Raw genomic sequence first — 13,534 nt, 5'->3', positions numbered from 1 at the left:
TCAGCATCCTTCTCAACGGCTCGGCAAAACTCTATCGTGAGAGTGAAAATTTCTCAACTGCCGCGAAACTCAAGTGCGGCGGGTTTGACCGGGCGTCATGCCATACTGCGTGCGATAGGCGCGGGAGAAATGCGCGCCGCTGGAAAACCCGGTGGCGACAGCGATTTCGGAGATCGAAAGCGGGCTCTGTTCCAGAAGCCGCCGGGCATGCTGCAGCCGGATTAGCCGATATTGCTCCAGGAATGTCGCGCCGAGATGGGTGGCGAAAAGCCGGTCGAGATGACGCGGCGTGACACCGGCAATGCGCGCCATGGCGGCGCGGTCGAGCGGCATTTCAATCGTCTCTTCCATTTTCTCCAGCACGCTCAGCAGGCCCGGATGATGCACGCCATAGCGCTCGGCCAGCGACCCGCGCTGCGGCGCGGTCGGCTCGCTGACCTCGGCATGCAGATACCAGTCGCTGACGCGCCGTGCGAAATCGGCACCCATGCGCTCGGCAATCAGCACATGCATCATGTCGAGCGGCGCGATGCCACCGCCGCAGGTGATGCGATTGCCATCGATGACAAAGCGCGCCTGTCGCGGGTTCAGCGTTGGATAGGCCTCCAGAAGCGCCGGCGCATGTTCCCAGTGGATGGTGAAGTCACGCTCGGCCAGAAGCCCGGCGGCAGCGAGCAGATAAGGACCGCCGGAAATGCCGCCAATGCGCACGCCCTCGCGCGCAAGCTGGCGCAGGCAGGCAAGCACTGCCGGATAATGCCAGTCCATCGGCGATCCGCCGGCACAGACGAAAACCGTGCCGAGCCCTGCGCCACGACCGGGAAGCGGCCCCGCCGGCACCGGCACGCCGCCCGATGACAGCGCCGGGCCGCCATCGGGTGAAAACACTGCCAGCCGGTAGATCTCGCGGCCCGCCAGCAGATTGGCGGCGCGCAACGGCTCCGTCGCCGAGGCAAAGGACATCAGCGCAAATCCCGGAAGCAGGATGAAGCCGACAGTTTGGACGTTTCGCGTATCGATCGAAGCCATGTCCCGTTTTTACCGAAACTAGTCCTATTTCCGCAAGTCAGGATTCGTCTTTCTGTCATGATTGCATCAGTTCACAGCGGATCGATCCATGCGCTATTCAGCCCTCTCAGTCTTTCTCAACGGTCTTCGCGGCAATAGCGGCTGGGCACCCGCCTGGCGCCAGCCGCAGCCGAAACCGCATTACGACGTCATCATCGTCGGGGGTGGCGGCCATGGGCTTTCGACGGCCTATTATCTCGCCAAGACCTTCGGCATCACCAATGTCGCCGTGTTGGAAAAGGGCTATCTCGGCTCCGGCAATATCGGCCGCAACACGACGATCATCCGTTCGAACTATCTGCTGCCCGGCAACAACCCCTTCTACGAGCTTTCGATGAAGCTCTGGGAAGGGCTGGAACAGGACTTCAATTTCAACGCCATGGTGTCGCAGCGCGGCGTTCTCAATCTCTTCCATTCGGACGCCCAGCGCGACGCCTATACGCGGCGCGGCAATGCCATGCGCCTGCATGGCGTCGATGCCGAACTGCTCGACCGGCAGGCCGTGCAGGCGAAACTGCCTTTCCTCGATTTCAACAATGCCCGCTTCCCGATCATGGGCGGCCTGTTGCAGCCGCGCGGCGGCACGGTGCGCCATGATGCGGTGGCCTGGGGCTATGCGCGCGGCGCCGACAGCCACGGCGTCGATATCATCACCCATTGCGAAGTGACCGGCATCCGCCGCGAGGAGGGCCGCGTTGTCGGCGTCGAAACGACCAAGGGCTTCATCGGTTGCGGCAAGCTGGCGCTCGCGGCTGCCGGCAACTCCACCGTGGTCGCCGATATGGCGGGCCTGCGCCTGCCGATCGAAAGCCATGTTCTCCAGGCCTTCGTGTCAGAGGGGCTGAAGCCCTTCATCGATTGCGTCGTCACCTTTGGCGCCGGCCATTTCTATGTCTCGCAATCCGACAAGGGCGGCCTCGTCTTCGGCGGCGATATCGATGGCTATAATTCCTATGCGCAGCGCGGCAATCTGGCGACTGTCGAGCATGTGGCCGAAGCCGGCGTCGCCATGATCCCGTCGCTGACGCGGGTGCGATATCTGCGCACCTGGGGCGGCATCATGGACATGAGCATGGACGGCTCGCCCATCATCGACCGCACCCATATCGACAATCTCTATCTGAACGCCGGCTGGTGCTATGGCGGCTTCAAGGCGACACCCGCCTCGGGCTATTGCTACGCGCATCTCATCGCGCGCAACGAGCCACATGAAACGGCACGGCAGATGCGCCTCGACCGCTTCCAGCGCGGCTATCAGATGGATGAAAAAGGCGTCGGCGCCCAGCCGAACCTGCATTGAGGACGAGAACCCATGGCAAGCCTGATCACCTGCCCTCACTGCGGCCAGCGCCCGAAGGAAGAATTCACCATCAAGGGTGATGCAAGCCTCACCCGCCCGGCACCCGACGCCGGCCCCGACGTCTGGTATGACTATGTCTATCTGCGCAGCAACCCCAAGGGGCTGCACAAGGAATATTGGCATCATTCCTCCGGCTGCCGCCGCTGGCTGATCGTCGAGCGCGATACCGTGACGCACAAGGTCCACAGCGTCACCGACGCTGCCCTGACCAAGCTCGGAGGTGCGGCATGAGCAATCATCGCCTCTCCACCGGCGGGCGGATCGACCGCACCCGCACGATCAAGTTCAGCTTCGACGGCAAGGCGCTGACCGGCCATCCGGGCGATACGCTGGCCTCGGCACTTCTCGCCAACGGCATCCAGCTTGTCGGCCGCAGCTTCAAATATCACCGCCCGCGCGGCATCCTGACGGCAGGGGCCGCCGAGCCCAACGCATTGGTGACGACCGGAGCCGGCGGGCGCACCGAAGCCAATACTCGCGCCACCATGATCGAGCTCCATGACGGGCTCATTGCGCGCAGCCAGAACCGCTGGCCCTCGCTCGCCTTCGACATCGGCGCCGCCAACGGGCTGCTGTCGCCCTTCCTCAGCGCCGGCTTCTACTACAAGACCTTCATGTGGCCGGCCGGCTTCTGGGAAAAGGTCTATGAACCGCTGATCCGCAATGCCGCCGGCCTTGGCAAGGCCACCTATGAGGCCGATCCTGACGCTTACGAGAAATGCTGGGCGCATTGCGACCTGCTGGTCATCGGCGCCGGACCTGCAGGGCTCGCCGCAGCACTCACGGCCGGCCGCGCCGGCGCGCGCGTCCTCCTCGCCGACGAAGGCTTCGCACTTGGCGGCTCTCTGCTGACCGACGGTGACGCGACGCTTACTACGATACTCGCCGAACTCGACGCCCTGCCGAATGTGCAATGCCTGCCGCGCACCACCGTCATCGGCTGGTATGACGACAATGTCTTCGGCGCGGTCGAACGCGTGCAGAAGCATGTGGCCCTGCCCGATCCGCACCAGCCGGTCGAACGCTTCTGGCGTATCATCGCCAAGCAGGCGATCCTCGCCACGGGTGCGGAGGAACGCCCCCTCGTCTTCGGCGGCAATGATATTCCGGGCGTGATGATGGCCAGCGCCATGCGCAGCTATCTGAACCGGCAGGCCGTCGCGCCCGGCAAGCGCACCGTCGTCTTCACCACCAACGACGCTGGCTACCGAGCCGCCGCCGATCTGGAAGCCGCAGGCGTGGACGTCGCCGCCATTGTCGATCCGCGCGCCCGCAGCGATGCCGGCTGGCAGGGCAAGGCCAAGGTGCTCGCCAACTCCTGCATCGTCGATGCGGCGGGCGGCAAGGCGCTCCGCAGCGTCCATATCGCCGGCGCTTCCGGAACGCAGACGATCGAGGCCGACGCGCTCGCCATGTCCGGCGGCTGGAGCCCGATCATTCATCTCGCCTGCCATCGCGGCGCAAAGCCGGTATGGTCGGAGAGACACGCCGCCTTCCTCGCACCGGAGCGGCAGGAGGGATTGACCATTGCCGGCGCCGCCTCAGGACATGCCTCGACAAGTGCCTGCCTCGGCGATGGCGCGCGCAAGGCCGCTGAGGCGCTTGCCGCCATCGGCTTTGCCAGAGTCGAGCCGACCTTCTTGAGTGCTGACGATACACAGGCTGCCGCCACCCCGTTCTGGTATGTCAAGGGCAGCAAGGGCAAGGCCTTCGTGGACTATCAGAACGACGTGCATCTGAAGGACCTCGGCCTTGCCGTGCGCGAAGGCTATGGCGATGTCGAACTGGCCAAGCGCTACACGACCAACGGCATGGCGACCGATCAGGGCAAGCTCTCCAATATCAATGCCATCGGCATTCTGGCCGAAGCCAGAGGCGTGTCGCCGGCAGAGGTCGGCACCACGACCTTCCGCCCCTTCTACACGCCGGTCTCATTCGGGGCGCTGACCGGCACCTCGCGGGCCAAGCACTTCCAGCCCGCCCGCAAATCACCCTTGCATGAATGGGCCAAGAAGAACGGCGCGGTCTTCGTGGAAACCGGGCTCTGGTATCGCTCCGCCTGGTTCCCCCGCGCAGGCGAGACGACATGGCGCGAGAGCGTCGACCGCGAAGTGCTGAACATTCGCAAGAATGCCGGCCTCTGCGATGCCTCGACACTCGGCAAGATCGAGATCTTCGGCAAGGACGCCGCCACCTTCCTCGACCGTGTCTATTGCAACGGCTTCGCCAAGCTGCCTGTCGGCAGGGCGCGCTACGGGATCATGCTGCGAGAAGACGGCCTGATCTATGACGACGGCACGACGAGCCGCTTGAGCGAAGACCATTTCTTCATGACCACCACGACGGCGCTTGCCGCCGGCGTGCTGACGCATCTGGAATTCTGCGCCCAGACGCTCTGGCCGGAACTGGAGGTCCATTTCGCCTCCTCCACCGACCAGTGGGCGCAGATGGCCATTGCCGGACCGAAGTCCCGCGCCATTCTTTCCGAGATTGTCGATGAGGATATCTCGGACGCCGCCTTCCCGTTCATGAGCGCGCGGACCGTCTCGCTCTTCGGCGGCAACCTCGAAGGCCGGCTCTTCCGCATCTCCTTCTCCGGCGAACTGGCCTATGAACTGGGCGTCCCCGCCGGCTACGCCGAATCCGTCGCCGACGCGATCATGCAGGCCGGCGCAAAGCACGATATCTGCGCCTATGGTGCGGAAGCGCTCGGCGTCCTGCGCATCGAGAAGGGCCATGTCACCCATGCCGAGATCAACGGCACGGTCACGCCCGGCGATCTCGGTTTCGGCCGGATGGTGTCGACAACAAAGCCCGATTTCATCGGCAAGGCCATGCTCACGCGCGAAGGCATGCAGGCAGCAGACCGCCCCCGTCTTGTCGGCGTGAAGCCGATCAATCCTGAGACCAGTTTCCGCACCGGCTCGCATATTCTGGCCGATGGCGCAGCCGCGACACTGGAAAACGATCAGGGCTATGTCACCTCAAGCTGCTTCTCGCCCAATCTCGGTCACACGATCGGGCTTGCGCTGATCAACAACGGCCCGGAACGACTGGGCGAAAAGGTCATGATCTGGAATGGCCTGCGCAATGAATTCACCGAAGGGGTCATCTGCAGCCCCGTCTTCATCGATCCTGAAAACGAGAAGCTCCATGCCTGATTTCCCGACATCAAGGCCGGTTCTCGCCGGAAAATCCGCGCGCCACGGCAAGGGCATCACGCTGGAAGCCCTGCCGGAAGGCCATGTCCTGCAGGTGATGGGGGCAACGACTTCGGCGGACCTTCGGGCGCTTCTCGATTCCGCCGGCCTTACCGGCAGCGCCCTGCGCCCCGCCGGCTATCGCCAGTGGTATGCTGTCGGCGATACGCCGCTTGACGCCCAGGCGCTGCAAGCCATTGTCACAGCGCTGCCGCCGGGCACCTACCTGTCCGACCAGAGCCATGGACGCGTTCGCATACGCCTCTCCGGCACGCGCGCAACGGAGCTTCTGTCAAAAGGTACCGCAGTCGATCTGCATGATTCTGCATTCTCTGTGGGACACACAGCCACGACCCTCTTCGGTCATATCTCGGTTCATCTTTCACGAACCGGTGAGACGGAATTCGAGCTGACGGTGCTCCGCAGCTTTGCGGAGGCGCTTTACAGCGAGCTCGAGGAGCTCGCCGCCTGAGGGCGTCGCCTGGCGCGGTGCCGCAAACACCGCTCCACCATCGATCATCGCGGGGAAAGTCAAACAGGCCCTCAAACGCGCGATGTCCTGCAAAAGGCGTGGCTGAGCGCGAACCTCAAACAAGAACGCCCGCCTGGAAATCCGGCGGGCGCTTTGATTCTGGAGACGCTGAACTCAGGCGGCCGGCTGCTTGGTCTTGCGCAGGTAGGGCAGGACGGTATCGAAGGAGCCGAAGCGGGCGAGCGCGTCCTCGTTGGACACGGCTGCCGTGATGATGACGTCGTCGCCCTGGTTCCAGTTGGCGGGCGTTGCGACCTGATGCTTGGCGGTCAGCTGGATGGAATCGATGGCGCGGAGGATTTCCGCGAAATTGCGGCCCGTCGTCATCGGATAGGTGAGGATCAGCTTGATCTTCTTGTCCGGACCGATGACGAAGACCGAACGCACGGTGGCGTTGTCGGCGGGCGTGCGGCCTTCCGAGCTCTCGCCGGCACCTGCCGGCAGCATGTCATAGAGCTTGGCGACCTTGAGGTCCTTGTCGCCGATCAGCGGATAGTCGACGTCGAAGCCGGTGGCGACGCGAATGTCGCTCTTCCACTTGGCGTGGCTTTCGACCGGATCGACCGAAATGCCGATCACCTTGACGCCGCGCTTACGGAATTCGCCTTCAAGCCCGGCCATCGCGCCAAGCTCGGTCGTGCAGACCGGCGTGAAATTCTTGGGATGCGAGAAGAGGACCGCCCAGCCGTCGCCGATCCAGTCGTGGAAATGAATGGTGCCCTGGGTCGTCTCTGCCGTGAAGTCGGGTGCGATGTCGTTAATGCGAAGGCTCATGGTGTACTCCTCTTTTCAGTGCAGTCGCCGTTGCTTTGGGCGATGCGAAACGCCGTATAGTCCCGGAGTGCATCATAGGATCGAGCAGCGATCTCGCGCCGCGCGGGGATCTTGTCCTGATGTTGCACCTTTGCCTGCAGCTGCCGGAAAATTCCGTAACCACCGGTCCAGCGGCCATAGCCGCTTTCGATATTGATATGACCCGCCTGTCCAAGAATGTGAACATCAGCTCCCCATTCGGCGGTTATTTCCGTCAGATTTTCAAACGGCATGTAGATATCGTTGAGGCTGCCGACAACCACCGAGGGGAAAGGAAGTGTTCTTGTCTCGGGGGCATGAACGGCGGCGAAGTTTTCCGCATGAAGCTTTCGCGTAATCGAAAGATCGCAAGGCGCCACCAGCATCGCGCCACGAACCTGACCGGCAGACGAACGGCGCGCCAGCGCCGCCGTGACATGGCAACCCAGACTATGGGCGACGATGAAAGCCGGTCCTTCCGAGAGCTCCGCCTCAAGCCGATCCACCCATTCGTCGAAACAGGGCCTGTTCCAGTCGGATTGCTCGACCAGGCGGCTACCCGCCACATCGTCAAGCCAATTGCGCTGCCAATGCCCCTCGCCGGAACCGAACAGGCCGGGGACGATGAGTATCTTTTCCATCCGAACCACCCTGCCCTTCGTGTATTGCCGACTTTAGGAAACGTGGCCGCCGGCCAGCATGAAAATCACGAAGCCGAAGGCTGCGGCGATCGCTGCCAGTTCAGCAATCCGCTGCGGCAGCGTGATCGAAACGAAAGGCTTTCTGGCGAAATAGGCCGTATCTCGTGTCTCGGTCGTCATGGCGTCATCTTTCCTCAAGCGATGCACCATTTATAATCCACTTCTCCGGTAGACTTAAGGAAGCGGATTGTGCGGCAAGCTCGGCAAGAGAAAAATTATTCTCAAATTCAAAGCCGCAGCTTTATCCGCTGCGGGCTTTGAGGGCGGCCCCCGGCACTGCCATAATTCGTTGTGTTGACAAACATTGCACGACGCTCAAGAGTGCCCCCGCAGACGGGCTGCGTGAGGGGGAAAATCATGCACAAGCGCGCTTTCTTGGGAATTTTCGCTATTCTTTTCATGACGTTGGTTGGCAGCACCGGCCTTGCGCAGGCCGCTGACGCCAAGCGGCAGGTCGTGACCAACAAGGATAGCGACTATTACGGATTCGATCTGCGCACCGTGCAGAACGTGACGCTGGATCAGTGCAGCGCTGCCTGCATCGGCGACAAGTCCTGCCGCGCCTTCACCTATAATCCCAAGGTGAAATGGTGCTTCCTGAAATCCGATTTCAACCATCTCAACACCGTCGCCGGTGCCATTGCCGGCAAGATCGTCGAAGTGGCGGCTGCCAAGGAACCCGATATCGGTGCGGCGCCGGCGCTTCCCTTCCTCTCCGACGCGTTCGTCCAATCCGCGGCCGATCTTCGCAACGCTCTTGCTCTTCCCGAAACGATGAAGGATCAGGGGCTGGAAAGCCTTCTGGCACTGGCGCGGCTCGATGCAAGCTCCAACAATATTCCCAATGCGCTCGCCGCTTTCGAGGCCGCACTCTCGCTGGAGCCGGACGCGGCCGATGTCTGGATAGAGGCCGCGCGCGCCGCCAACACCGTGACCAATGACAGGTCGCTTGCGACCCGCGCCGCTTATATCGCGCTCAACGGCTACCAGCTGACCCGCACCACGTCGGCCCGCGCCGATGCGCTGGCGGTGTTCGCCAAGGCGCTGGAAAACGCGGAGAACTACCGGCAGGCGCTGGACGCCTATAAGGCGAGCGTCAATCTCGTCTCCTCGGCCGCCGTGCAGGCCGCCTATGCAGACCTTCGCGCCCGCAAGGGCTTCCGCGTGACCGGCAACAGGCTCGACAATGACAATGCCCAGCCGCGCGCCTGCGTGCAGTTTTCCGAAAAGCTGCTGAAGAGCGGCGTCGATTACGCAACCTTCGTCACCGTCAACAATGCCGCCGCCAAGGGCGTGGATGCCAAGGACAACCAGATTTGCGTCGAGGGTCTGGAATTCGGCCAGCATTACCGCATATCGCTGCGCGCCGGCCTGCCCTCCTCCGTCGACGAAAGCCTGCTTTCGCAGGTCAATGTCGATGTCTATGTGAAGGACCGCACCGCCTCGGTTCACTTCACCGGCGACAACTTCGTCCTGCCCTCCACGGCGCGGCGCGGCATTCCCCTCGTCTCCGTCAACGCGACGACAGCCAATCTGAAGCTCTATCGCATCGGCGACCGCAACATTGCCCAGCTGCTCAACAATTCGCAATTCCTGACCCAGGTCGACAAATATAGCGCCGACACGATCAAGGACACCAATGGCGAACAGGTCTGGCAGGGCTCGATCGACATCAAGCAGACCCTCAACAAGGATGTCATCACCAGCTTCCCCGTCGATGAAGTCGTTCCCGAACGCAAGCCCGGCGTCTATGTGCTGACAGCCGTGGTGCCGAACAGCGGTGGCCAGGAATGGGAGCCGCAGGCAACCCAATGGTTCGTCGTCTCGGATATCGGTCTCACGACCTATGCCGGCACGGACGGCCTCAACGTCTTTGCCCGCGCGCTCGGCAGCGCCAAGCCGCTGGCCGGCGTGGATCTGCAACTTCTTGCCAAGAACAATGAAATCCTGGGCTCCGTGAAAACCGACGCCAATGGCCGCGCCACGTTCAGTGCCGGCCTGATGCGCGGCACGGCCGGCATGACACCCGCTGTTCTGACTGCCCAGCAGAGTGGCAAGGACTATGTCTTCCTCGACATGACCCGCGCCGGCTTCGATCTCTCCGATCGTGGCGTGTCGGGCCGCACCGCGCCGGGCGCCATCGACCTCTATGCCTGGACCGAGCGCGGCGTCTACCGCCCCGGCGAGACCGTCCATGCAGCAGCGCTTGCCCGAGACATCTCGGCCAAGGCCCTCGACAACCTGCCCCTCACCTTCATTTTCCTACGCCCCGATGGCGTCGAGGATCGTCGCATCGTCACCGATGGCGGCAAGCTTGGCGGCTATACGGTCGATCTGCCGATCCTCACAAATGCCATGCGCGGCACGTGGACGATGAATATCTATGTCGATCCCAAGGGCGCATCGATCGGCTCGCAGACCTTCATCGTCGATGATTTCGTGCCGGACCGCATCGAATTCGACATGAAATCGACCTCGAAGGAAATTGGCATTGATACGCCCGCCCATGTGGAGGTCGATGGCCGCTATCTTTACGGCGCGCCCGCCGCCGGTCTCACGCTGGAAGGCGAAGTCGTGCTGAAGCCGACGCGCCTCAGCGACGCTTACAAGGGCTATTTCTTCGGCCTTGCCGACGAAGGCAATGGCAAGGAAGACACGGTCAGCGACGGCGAGGCTCTCGACAATGCCGGCGATAGCAATGCCGAAAGCGCCAAGCTGACGCTCGAGAACCTCGATCCGCTAGACGATCAGGGCAAGTCCGCCTTCGATGTGACGCTTTCCGAGACGCCCTCGACCACCCAGCTCATCAACGCCAATATCACGCTGCGTATGGTGGAAGCCGGTGGCCGCGCGGTCGAGCGCTCACTGACCCTTCCCGTCAAGTCGGACGGGCCGCGCATCGGCATCAAGCCCGATTTCGACGGCAGCGTCGGCGAAAACGCGATGGCCGGTTTCCGTGTCATCGCCATTGACGCCAACGGCCAGAAGCAGCCGATGAAGGGTCTGACCTGGAAGTTGCTCAGCGTCGAGCGGAACTATCAATGGTATCGCGACGGCAATGCCTGGAAGTTCGAGCCTGTCATGTCCACCAAGCAGGTGGCGGCCGGCAATCTGGATGCGACGCCGGAGGGCGGCGTCATTTCCGCCCCCGTCACCTTTGGCCGTTATCGCCTCGAAGTCAGCTCCGCTGACCCGAACGGGCCGGAATCGAGTGTCGAATTCAATGCCGGCTGGTATGTCGCGGCAAAGTCGACCGAGACGCCAGACGCGCTGGACATTGCGCTCGACAAGCCGAGCTACACGGTCGGCGAGACGGCGAAGCTGAAGCTCACCTCGCGCTATGGCGGCCATGTCATGGTCATGGCGGGTTCCGAAACCCTGCTCTCCGTCAGCGAGGCCGACATCGCGGCCGGCGGCGGCGAAGTCTCCATTCCCGTCACGGCCGACTGGGGTGCGGGCACCTATCTCACCGCCACGCTCTTCCGCCCCGGCGATGCACAGGACAGCCATATGCCGATGCGCGCCATCGGCGTGAAATGGGCCGCCGTCGATCCGGCAGAACGCAAGCTGTCGATCAAGTTCGATGCCGTGCAGAAGACCCTGCCGCGCAAGCCGCTCGATATCACCGTGCAGGTGGACGGGGCTGGTGCGAAGGAAGAGGCCTATGTGACGATTGCCACCGTCGATGTCGGCATTCTCAACCTCACCCGCTACCAGCCGCCCTCGCCGGATGGCTGGTACTACGGCCAGCGCATGCTGGGTCTCGAAATCCGCGACATCTATGGCCGCCTGATCGATGGATCGCTGGGCGCCATGGGCGCGCTGCGCACCGGCGGCGATGGTGGCGAGGCGCATTTGCAGGCAAGCCCGCCGACACAGAAACTGGTCGCCTTCTTCTCCGGCCCGCTGAAGCTCGATGCCGAGGGCAAGGCGCATGTCAGCTTCGACATTCCGCAATTCAACGGCACGGCGCGCATCATGGCCGTCGCCTGGTCAAAGACGGGCGTTGGACATGCCACCCAGGATACGGTCATTCGCGATCCGGTCGTGGTGACGGCGAGCCTGCCGAAATTCCTCGCCCCCGGAGACAAGGCCGATCTGCGACTTGATCTTGCCAACACGGATGCCCCCGCCGGCGATTACACGCTCTCCGTCACCGGAAACACATCCGCCAAGCTCGATGAGGCTTCCGCCAACAAGACGGTGCATCTCGATCCCGGTGGCAAATACAACATCACCGTGCCGCTGACTGGCGGCACGCCCGGCAGCGGCACAGTCGCGATCCGGCTAGCGGGCGCCGGCGGGCTTTCGCTCGACCAGTCCGTCGATGTCCCGGTTCGCCCGGCCCAGCTGCCCGTCACCGAGCGGCGTCTGATCCCGCTCGCGGCTGGCGCGAAGCTGACGGTCAATGCCGCTCTGCTCGCCGACAGCATATTGCCCGGTGCCTCCGTCAGCATCAATGTCAGCCGCTCCAGCGCGTTTGATGTGCCGGCCCTGCTGATGAGCCTCAGCCGCTATCCGTATGGCTGCGCCGAACAGACCGCCTCCGGGGCACTGCCGCTTCTCTATTTCAGCGAAATGGCGGCCAGCAACGGCGTTGCCAATGATGCCGAGCTGCACAAGCGGGTACAGGACGCGATCTATCGCGAACTCTCCTACCAGTCCTCGACCGGCAGTTTCGGCCTCTGGGGTCCGGGTTCGGGCGACATGTGGCTTGACGCCTATGTCACAGACTTCCTGACCCGGGCGCGTGAAATGAAATTCGACGTGCCGGATCAGGCCATGGTGCAGGCGCTGGAAAACCTCCAGAATTCGCTGAGCGCCAATACCAACGTGAAGGAGAATGGCAGCGAGATCGCCTATACGCTCTATGTTCTGGCGCGCAACAAGCGGGCCTCGATCAGCGATCTGCGCTACTATGCCGACACGATGCTGGATGCCTTCACGACGCCGCTTGCCAAGGCGCAGATCGCCGCCTCGCTCGCGCTCTATGGTGATGCCCAGCGTTCGCGCAATGCCTTCGTTGACGCCTTGCAGGACGCCCAGCAGCAGGCCAGCAAGCCTGTCAGCTTCGCCCGCAGCGACTATGGCTCGAGCCTGCGCGATGGCGCCGCCATTCTCGCTCTGGCCGCAGAAAGCAATCCGGTGCCGCCCATCGTGCCGGAACTTGCCGCCATCGTCTCGAAGGACTGGCAGACGCGGCGCTACACGAGCACGCAGGAACAGGCCTGGATGCTGCTCGCCGCCCGAGCGCTCCAGAACGGCGACGACGGACTGACGCTCGATGTCAACGGCGCGGCCCATAAGGGCGCCTATATGGCCACGACAACGGGCGAGGCGCTGGAAGCACATCCGGTCACGGTGACGAATACAAGCAAGGACGCGCTGTCCGCCAATGTCACCACCGTTGCCGCCCCCGCCCAGCCGCTGCCCGCCGGTGGCGAGGGCTTCACCATCGAGCGCCACTACTACACGCTGGCCGGTGAGGAGGCGAATGTCGCGCAGGCGAAGCAGAATGAGCGCTATGTCGTCGTTCTCCATGTCGTGGCGAACAATGACTGGGCACAGCGCATTCTCGTGACCGACCTTCTGCCCGCCGGCTTCGAGATCGACAATCCGAGCATGGTCAGCAGCGCCCAGCTGGCGAATTTCGATTGGCTGACCGATATCCAGCCGGCCCATGTCGAATTCCGCTACGACCGCTTCGTCTCGGCCTTCGATCTGCCGAGCGGCAGCGACCGCGACCTCACCTTCGCCTATGTCGTGCGCGCGGTGACGCCTGGCGTCTACGACCAGCCGGCGGCAAGCGTCGAGGACATGTATCGCCCGCAATTCTCGGCCCGCACGGCGATGGGCCGCATGGAAGTGGCGCGCTGAGACC

The 13,534-nt window shown here is 63.1% G+C and carries 9 protein-coding genes; 5 read left to right on the top strand and 4 right to left on the bottom strand.

Annotated features, from left to right (window positions below):
• Window positions 1-69: 69 nt before the first annotated feature.
• A complete protein-coding gene (locus LQK84_RS05400; protein ID WP_230827647.1) occupies window positions 70-1,029 on the bottom strand; it encodes a GlxA family transcriptional regulator in 960 nt (319 codons plus the stop codon).
• A gap of 88 nt (window positions 1,030-1,117) precedes the next feature.
• On the opposite strand from LQK84_RS05400, the gene LQK84_RS05395 reads away from it, so the two are divergent.
• The 4 genes from LQK84_RS05395 to LQK84_RS05380 are packed head-to-tail and all read left to right on the top strand — an operon-like array spanning window position 1,118 to window position 6,100.
• A complete protein-coding gene (locus LQK84_RS05395) occupies window positions 1,118-2,368 on the top strand; it encodes a sarcosine oxidase subunit beta family protein (RefSeq protein WP_230827645.1) in 1,251 nt (416 codons plus the stop codon).
• A 12-nt stretch (window positions 2,369-2,380) separates the two neighbouring features.
• Window positions 2,381-2,659 (top strand): sarcosine oxidase subunit delta, encoded by a 279-nt coding sequence (locus LQK84_RS05390; RefSeq protein WP_230827644.1) that lies wholly within the window; start codon window positions 2,381-2,383, stop codon window positions 2,657-2,659.
• Entirely contained in the window at window positions 2,656-5,589 is a 2,934-nt protein-coding gene (locus tag LQK84_RS05385; protein ID WP_230827643.1) for a sarcosine oxidase subunit alpha family protein, read from the top strand. The genes LQK84_RS05390 and LQK84_RS05385 overlap by 4 nt, the downstream gene beginning before the upstream one ends.
• Window positions 5,582-6,100, top strand: a complete 519-nt coding sequence (locus tag LQK84_RS05380) for a sarcosine oxidase subunit gamma (RefSeq protein ID WP_230827642.1) — start codon at window positions 5,582-5,584, stop codon at window positions 6,098-6,100. Before LQK84_RS05385 ends, LQK84_RS05380 begins: the two co-directional genes overlap by 8 nt.
• Before the next feature lie 174 nt (window positions 6,101-6,274).
• On the opposite strand, the gene LQK84_RS05375 is transcribed toward LQK84_RS05380, so the two are convergent.
• From LQK84_RS05375 to LQK84_RS05365, 3 genes are read right to left on the bottom strand one after another with little or no spacing between them, the layout of a single operon-like run.
• Window positions 6,275-6,934: a peroxiredoxin gene (locus LQK84_RS05375; protein ID WP_230827641.1), complete on the bottom strand. Its 660-nt coding sequence runs from the start codon at window positions 6,932-6,934 to the stop codon at window positions 6,275-6,277.
• Window positions 6,931-7,593: an RBBP9/YdeN family alpha/beta hydrolase gene (locus tag LQK84_RS05370; protein ID WP_230827639.1), complete on the bottom strand. Its 663-nt coding sequence runs from the start codon at window positions 7,591-7,593 to the stop codon at window positions 6,931-6,933. The genes LQK84_RS05375 and LQK84_RS05370 overlap by 4 nt, the downstream gene beginning before the upstream one ends.
• A 33-nt stretch (window positions 7,594-7,626) precedes the next feature.
• Entirely contained in the window at window positions 7,627-7,773 is a 147-nt protein-coding gene (locus tag LQK84_RS05365; RefSeq protein WP_230827637.1) for a hypothetical protein, read from the bottom strand.
• 237 nt (window positions 7,774-8,010) lie between these two features.
• Between LQK84_RS05365 and LQK84_RS05360 the strand changes: the two genes are divergently transcribed.
• A complete protein-coding gene (locus LQK84_RS05360) occupies window positions 8,011-13,530 on the top strand; it encodes an alpha-2-macroglobulin family protein (RefSeq protein ID WP_230827636.1) in 5,520 nt (1,839 codons plus the stop codon).
• The last annotated feature ends 4 nt before the right edge of the window (window positions 13,531-13,534 follow it).

The organism is Rhizobium sp. C4 (assembly GCF_021026315.1).
Classification (GTDB): Bacteria; Pseudomonadota; Alphaproteobacteria; order Rhizobiales; family Rhizobiaceae; genus Ensifer_A.
This window is presented reverse-complemented; position numbering and strand designations above follow the sequence as displayed.